The 6,700-nt window shown below is 39.1% G+C and carries 9 protein-coding genes and 1 pseudogene; 2 read left to right on the forward strand and 8 right to left on the reverse strand.

All coding sequences use genetic code 11. From position 1 onward, the window contains the following. Positions 1-212: 212 nt before the first annotated feature. The 8 genes and pseudogenes from ACIPUG_RS04880 to ACIPUG_RS04915 all read right to left on the reverse strand — a co-directional run bounded on the left by ACIPUG_RS04880 (position 213) and on the right by ACIPUG_RS04915 (position 4,721). On the reverse strand, positions 213-1,487 hold the full coding sequence (locus tag ACIPUG_RS04880; RefSeq protein WP_400337548.1) for a phospholipase D-like domain-containing protein: 1,275 nt from the start codon (positions 1,485-1,487) through the stop codon (positions 213-215). Positions 1,488-1,704: 217 nt separating this feature from the next. Beyond that, positions 1,705-1,938, reverse strand: a complete 234-nt coding sequence (locus tag ACIPUG_RS04885) for a DNA-binding protein (RefSeq protein ID WP_400337598.1) — start codon at positions 1,936-1,938, stop codon at positions 1,705-1,707. Between the two features lie 69 nt (positions 1,939-2,007). Further along, positions 2,008-2,358 (reverse strand): hypothetical protein, encoded by a 351-nt coding sequence (locus tag ACIPUG_RS04890; RefSeq protein ID WP_400337550.1) that lies wholly within the window; start codon positions 2,356-2,358, stop codon positions 2,008-2,010. Between the two features lie 39 nt (positions 2,359-2,397). After that, on the reverse strand, positions 2,398-2,703 hold the full coding sequence (locus ACIPUG_RS04895; protein WP_400337552.1) for a hypothetical protein: 306 nt from the start codon (positions 2,701-2,703) through the stop codon (positions 2,398-2,400). Between the two features lie 52 nt (positions 2,704-2,755). Next, positions 2,756-3,052 (reverse strand): hypothetical protein, encoded by a 297-nt coding sequence (locus ACIPUG_RS04900; protein ID WP_400337554.1) that lies wholly within the window; start codon positions 3,050-3,052, stop codon positions 2,756-2,758. Between the two features lie 79 nt (positions 3,053-3,131). Beyond that, entirely contained in the window at positions 3,132-3,446 is a 315-nt protein-coding gene (locus tag ACIPUG_RS04905) for a hypothetical protein (RefSeq protein WP_320714633.1), read from the reverse strand. 32 nt (positions 3,447-3,478) lie between these two features. Then, on the reverse strand, positions 3,479-3,697 hold the full coding sequence (locus ACIPUG_RS04910; protein WP_400337557.1) for a helix-turn-helix transcriptional regulator: 219 nt from the start codon (positions 3,695-3,697) through the stop codon (positions 3,479-3,481). Between the two features lie 149 nt (positions 3,698-3,846). Further along, a pseudogene (locus ACIPUG_RS04915) lies at positions 3,847-4,721 on the reverse strand (DUF6387 family protein). Positions 4,722-5,026: 305 nt separating this feature from the next. On the opposite strand from ACIPUG_RS04915, the gene ACIPUG_RS04920 reads away from it, so the two are divergent. After that, on the forward strand, positions 5,027-5,905 hold the full coding sequence (locus ACIPUG_RS04920) for an NmrA family NAD(P)-binding protein (RefSeq protein ID WP_400337559.1): 879 nt from the start codon (positions 5,027-5,029) through the stop codon (positions 5,903-5,905). A 123-nt stretch (positions 5,906-6,028) separates the two neighbouring features. After that, entirely contained in the window at positions 6,029-6,619 is a 591-nt protein-coding gene (locus ACIPUG_RS04925) for a TetR/AcrR family transcriptional regulator (protein WP_400337561.1), read from the forward strand. The last annotated feature ends 81 nt before the right edge of the window (positions 6,620-6,700 follow it).

Below are 6,700 nucleotides of genomic sequence, written 5' to 3' on the forward strand. Positions count from 1 at the left end.
CCGTCACACACGCGAGCAACTTGTTGTGAGACAAAGCAGAGATTCGCTTTTTACGTGAGCACCTGATCTGGATAACTTCAACTGGCTCATAACTGACTGTCTGGTCAGCTTGAAAACTCTCGGCTATACTGTCAGTATCCCTTGGTAATCACACTACTACATATAAATTCTTACCTGTATAAACTTTATCAATTCAGAATTAAGCTAAAGAACTAGTCTCCTAGCTGCTTTACTTCAAAACCAAAATATCTGAGCACTTTTGTTGTCCTTCCATTGATAACAGGGAGGTTTTCTTTGTTTATCCATCCGATCAGTTCTTGCACATTTGCAGGCCCAAATTCATTTAATTTATAGTTAAAATCATGAATGCAGTTAGACATACGAACGACAATATCTTCAGTCCCATATAAAAGATAACAAAATGAATTTTTAACTTTAGACTCATCGTTAAATTCGATGAATGCTCTTTTTAATGCATCCAGCCCACCTTTGTAAAATCTGAATCTATCATGGAATGAATGAAGAACGCACAGAGCATCTGCAATATCTTCCATTGAAGCTGATTTTATTGATTGAGCTGAGCCAAAGATTTGCTGAATTAACGGATAATTTGTTGGGACAATCTTATCTTCAAAGTGACTCCAGTACGTAATTAACCATTCATCAATCAGTTTTTTGAGATTTATTCTTTGGTTTTCTGTCCAACCGATAGGTTGACTTTTCCATATATCAGTCGAAGCATAACGATCTCGAACAAAGCTGAAGAATGAATCGATCTCTAATCTTAGTGGTATGAAATTTTCATCGATTTTTCGTTCAAATGTACTATATATTTTTTCAATACAGCGAAAAGCATAGACTGACTCCTGATAGGACTTTCTATAAGTATCTTGAAAGATATACTTCTTGTCAGCTTTTTTCTTTCCACGGCCAATATTTTGGAAATTTTTATCTCCCAGAGCATTAATAACACAGTCATCTAGTTTTTTAACTAACGATTCAATTTTCCCGGCCTTATTATAAATATTTCGATAGTCTTTTATCACTTCTTTAGTTAGAACTGATGCCTCCTCCCAATAATCTGAGAAAAGATATTTTAGCTCATCAAATCTATGGTCGTCAGAATAAAGACTAATCATCACTTCCTGATTCGAGAGAAGAGCAGATTGGGTCAGATTTGCGGAACCAATTAAGACTTTTTTGTCCCCAAATATATAGAATTTTGGATGAAATGAGTTACTGGTAAAAAATCTAGCCTCAACTTTTTCATGCTTAAGTAACCCTTCAAGTGCAACTGGTGATGTTGGGAAACCAAGTCGAACAATAATTCTAATATGGCAACCTTTCTGTACTAGCTCGTCGATGACGCTTGATTCTGTAAAAAATGCAGATGCAATAAAAACGTCCATGTCATCTTCAATGCTAGTTATTATTCCGTGTCTTATAAAATCTCGCTTGGCATTGCTATTAGTATATAAGTCCGTCATACAATCTCCACTATAACGGCCATCGGGGATCTGGATGCTACAACAAGTGGCACTACATACGTTCTTTCTTTATGAACCTTGTTGGCTTTGTTCATTTATCTAGTCGTAGACGAACTTATACCATAGAAAATAGAGTAATAACAATGCACTATAACAATTATCTTATGTAATGATGATGACAACCATATTTTTGATTTTAGCAATAAGGATTATCATTTCATTGAAGGAGGTTCTCTAGGGATACTCGATCACGCTCCATCAACTTGAGAATCCTCTTCACTCTGAGCTTACGTGCCTTCTTCTCACCAATCTCCTGATAGTATTCCTCTCGGCGCTCCGCCACGACTTTGCGAAACGTCTTCAACAGTTGGTTCAAAATCTTTAAATCAGTAGTAGCTGCTTCAGCTTGGATTTTTCTATACATATACATAACATGGAATTCATCAATCATATTAAACCTCATAGTTTTATCATTCATGTTATTTCCCTCTTTCGAGGGAATACTCATTACATCTGAATATCAAACAACTGTCACTTTTAACTTCCAATAAGCAGGGTCTTGATTTTCATCCTGATTTATATTTTTAAACACAAGTTCAATGATATGCTCAAGATGCCAATGTAAGATTTCATCCTTCAAATCATTTTTATTGATACCAGATACATCATTTTTAATAGAGTATTTCATTATCTCACGAGTTATCACCACATCATAAATAGCCTCTGAAAGTTTCCCCCAACTCATAATATAGATTGCTGTTTCAGGTTCTTGTTCATAAATGCTATATATCTCATCACAGAACCCTTGTAAAATGTTAGCAACAAGAGCATTTTTTGTTTTATCATGACTATTCAATACAATCTCTTTCATCTTTAATCCTTTTATTATGTTAATGGTTAGTAAAAATAATTAGTTGTTATAACCAATATTTATGATGACACAGCCATACTCCAGCCCCAAACCATCTACTAGCTCGTTATTAATAAATCGATTTAACTCACCAAGTATATTCTTATCATCCATGATTTCTTCTACTGAATATCCAGTAATGGCAACAAATATTTCAAAACGCTCTTGAATAGTATTCATTACTTCTGGAGTTCCATCACACAACACGCTTACAACTACAGATATTTTATTTGTCATAGAACTTTGTTCATTGTCTTTTTTACGTAATATCGTAGGTATTTCGTTTTTCTTTATGTTGTTTACCATTTCTATTTTCCTCTTATATCTTTTGTTAGCCCCTTCCGGGGCAAGATAGTTCTTACTTTCTAAAGTTTTCTGAATACTCGACTAACATTGCAGCAACCAGTTCAAAGTTAACCTGATTAATATCACCACTATTATCTTCTTGGGCAGTGAACCGTTCAAAGTTATTCTGAATATGATTAATCACATGGATAATAAATGGACTCATAAAATCTGGATCATCCAAATAATCATTGGCGTCACCATCACCATTAACTTCCATGAACATATTCCAGCTTGCGGTAAACGATCTGCATGCAAGGTCATAGAACAGTTCGGTTGATTTATTAATACCTATCGTATCTTTAGACATATTTATATCCTCATAGTTAAATGCTTATTTAATTCATTGTGTTTTTTATTAGACCCTTTCGGAGCCGAATACTCTGCTGTTAGCTCATGCCAAAAAGCAATGCCTTTATATGGACGCTTTTCATTTCCAATATAACTTTATCCATATCAACATAAATCAGTCTTTCTCTTTTACCCGCTTCTTCCATATATCCATCAAAACGCTTAGCCAGATGATCTTTAACATGTGAAAGATACGATTCCGTTCTATTATTGTCTAACATAATAGATGCAACTAACTCATGATCTCCTTGCTCTTTATATATCAGCATTCCAGCCACATAAAGATACTTTGTCATATCATAAAATGTTTTTGTGGATAACTTCTTGATACTTTCCATTTCTTGATTATTCATTTTATTTCCTCTTGTTGTTATTAAAACATTTGTTATTCAGATACAGGACGTGAATCAGAAATGATTTTATCAATCCATGCATCAATCTCACTTTCTATAAAGGCAATAGACCTTAAACCCGTTTTAACCTGTGATGGAAAGCGTCCAGCTTTAATAAGAATATAAATCCATGTCTTTCCAAATCCTGTTCTTCTAATCACTTCAGGTAAACGAATAAGACGTTGTTTTTTGTTTGCTACGATTTGAACCATATTTATCTCCTGTGTATTTGATGGAAATAATTGTATGGATATCGCTTGTAAAAAACGAGGTTGGTTCACCAGCCCTGAACAGAGGGGAAGTTCAGGACCAGTGAATTTAGGGGATTTTTATGAGGGGTGAATACCGGGGACGTTCAGGCTTAGCGACTGTCCCTTGTTTTCTTCTTGTCTTCAGGTTTGTCATTCATGCCGATGACAGCAAGGATATCTGAACTCTTCACGTACATGTTTTTATGAAGAAATCATTTAACGACTTGAAATAATTATCATTGTTCAAAAAATCATAGGCCAGAGGGTAATCCGTATCCTTGATTTGCTCGCTGCCTCTGGCATAACGCATGTCGGGGTGTAGGAGGCCAGCCAGCACAGGATAAGGGATTTTCTGATTGTTGAGTTGTTCCCAACCAATGAGATCCATCAGCGGTATGATTTTGTAATCGAGTATCTTCTGGAATGTTTTATGACCAAAGCGAAAGTCTTTTTCCGGGGGCTTGGGTGCTTTCAGGTGCTTCTGCCACTGACTGATAAGCACTTTTAGGTGTTCAGCCAGATCGTCGCTGCTGGCTTCATCTAAATCAATTTCGATCAGCATCTTGTTAGCGGGGTTCAACCCGCCATGCTTCAAGTATTCAGATATGTATTCCGAACTCACTGAAACGTCATCTTTAGCAACGCTGTTTTCCAGATGGTACATCGCCCTTCCATAGTTAAACAACGAAGTCCTTGTCATTGGCCTGACAGCATAACTGTGTGCCAGCATATGGCTGTCAGAGACCCATTTAGCCTCATGTATAACCTTACCAGAACGGATCAGGGCATCATGGTATATCGCCAGCATTTGATTCTCTTCACCTGCTGTTTCCCACTGTTGTCTTGCTTTATAGGCAAAGATCCGTCTTTCCAGCTCAGCATAAATCTGTTCTAGCGTTAAATCTTTCAGCACATCATAACGACTTACATCAAACCATTCGCTGAGTGCTTCTACAATCTCCGCTTTTGGCATCTTTTTTGTCATTGTTTTCTCTATAAATTTTGGTTTTAAGCTGTGATAAAGCTATCTTATTCAACATCATAGAGAAAGTGAAAACAGATGTCAGTCCCCCAAGACCGGGCATTGAAGAGTTGAATGTGACTTGGCATTCCTTTTGCGGATTACTTGTCCAATGTTCGCAAATCACTTGAGCACAACAATTTAGAACCCTCTATGCCCAAACAGTAAGGCGGGAAAATTCACCATTTAATGTCACTAGGTGTCATTAAATGCATTTGGTGACTATTCGTGCTGTAATGTAAGTGCTGAATTACGCTAATGGAGAGATTATGATGGGTACGAGGGTTTTAGTTTTAGGAGCGACCGGCTCTGTGGGTTCAAAGGTAGTAGCTGAATTTGACAAAAACAGTGATGGCGTTGAAGTCATACTGTCATCCAGTCGGCCCGAAATAACTAAAAAATGGTTGGACGAGGGCCGCCGCGCGGTGACATTGGATCTTAACGCGCCTGAGACTTATACCAGCGCTTTGTCAAACATTGACAGGGTATTCCTGCTTACGGGCTATACTGCCGACATGCTTTATCAGAGCAAAAAATTTGTTGATGCCGCTGTAGAGGCTGGCGTAAGCCATATCGTCCATCTGGGTGTTTTCAGTTCCCGAAGCGATATCCAGCCTCATTTTGTCTGGCATGACTTAATCGAAACCTATATTAAGGCAAGCGGTATTGCCTCTACGAATCTTCATCCAAATGTTATTACCGATACGGTGCTTGTTCGGCATCCATCAGTGAAAGAAACGGGATCGGTTATGGCATACCCCGGTGACGTTCCTGTTGGCTGGGTTTGCACTGCCGATATAGCTGCGGTGGCTGCGGCCACCCTGCGTGAAGGTCCGCAAAAGCACGGTGGGCAGGATTACTACCTGAGCGTGGAAGTATTACGGGGAACCGAAGTGGCAGATATTTTGTCCAGACATTTTGGTAAAGAAATCAGATATGAGCCAATCAAGCCGGAAGATCAGAGATCCTATTTGTCTACAATTGAAGATGCGGGGACCCGCTACTACATGCAGAGTGCCGCCATTACGATGGAACTGGCGGCAGAAGGGAAGCTCGGCTATCAGGCAGTGGTCAGAGACGATGTACAGAAAGTACTGGGCCGTCCGGGCAAAAAAATGGAAGAATGGGTTCGCCAGAACCTGATGTAAGCTGCTGTGATTTGCCTGAATTTGATTAATCTGTAATATTCAGGAGTCCACAGGGCAGTTTATGTGGACTCCTTCATAACCTGTAGCGCGGAAAATTACCGCTAATTCTGATAAAATGTATATATGAATACACGCGCTCTGGCCCGAAAGGCCATAAAAGAGCAGATTGCAATTTCTGCATTTGAGCTTTTTCAGCAGTATGGATACGAAAAAACTACGGTGGAAATGATTGCTCACGCCGTGGGGATGTCAAAGCGTTCCTACTTCAGGTACTTCCCCACCAAAGAGGACGTACTTCTGGATTCTGTTCATCTTTTTAAAAGCCGCTTTCTGGACCGGTTCAAAGAACTTTTGGCTTCGGAAGACATCTGGGAAGCGCTCAAACACGCGCTTATTGAATTTGCTGTGAACTGTGCTGAACCCGGAAGCGGAGAAGTACAGTCCCTTATTCGTAAAACCCCCGCTTTACTGGCGCGACAACTCGAAATCATAGAGATATTGCTTGAAGAAACTACTGAGTTATATCTGACAGAGCGCAACGTCGATACGACATTCAACAGGCAGACTGTTAACGCAGTCATCCGCTCGGGTTTCGCCTGCCTGCAGTCCGCACAAAGCGGTGTTTCAGTAAAAGTGTCAGAGAAGGTATTCTCAGATCTCATGACCGCAATGAAGCCTCGTGTCCTGATAAATTCTAGCCCTTCTGCTGTGTGACTTATGTCCGATTTTCGTTGTGAGTTCAACCGATGGATGCAACACATTGGTTAAAACGCTCTGCGGGTGATTCATAGTCTA

Origin of the sequence: Pectobacterium sp. CHL-2024, from assembly GCF_044751765.1 — a bacterium.
Classification (GTDB): Bacteria; Pseudomonadota; Gammaproteobacteria; order Enterobacterales; family Enterobacteriaceae; genus Pectobacterium; species Pectobacterium brasiliense.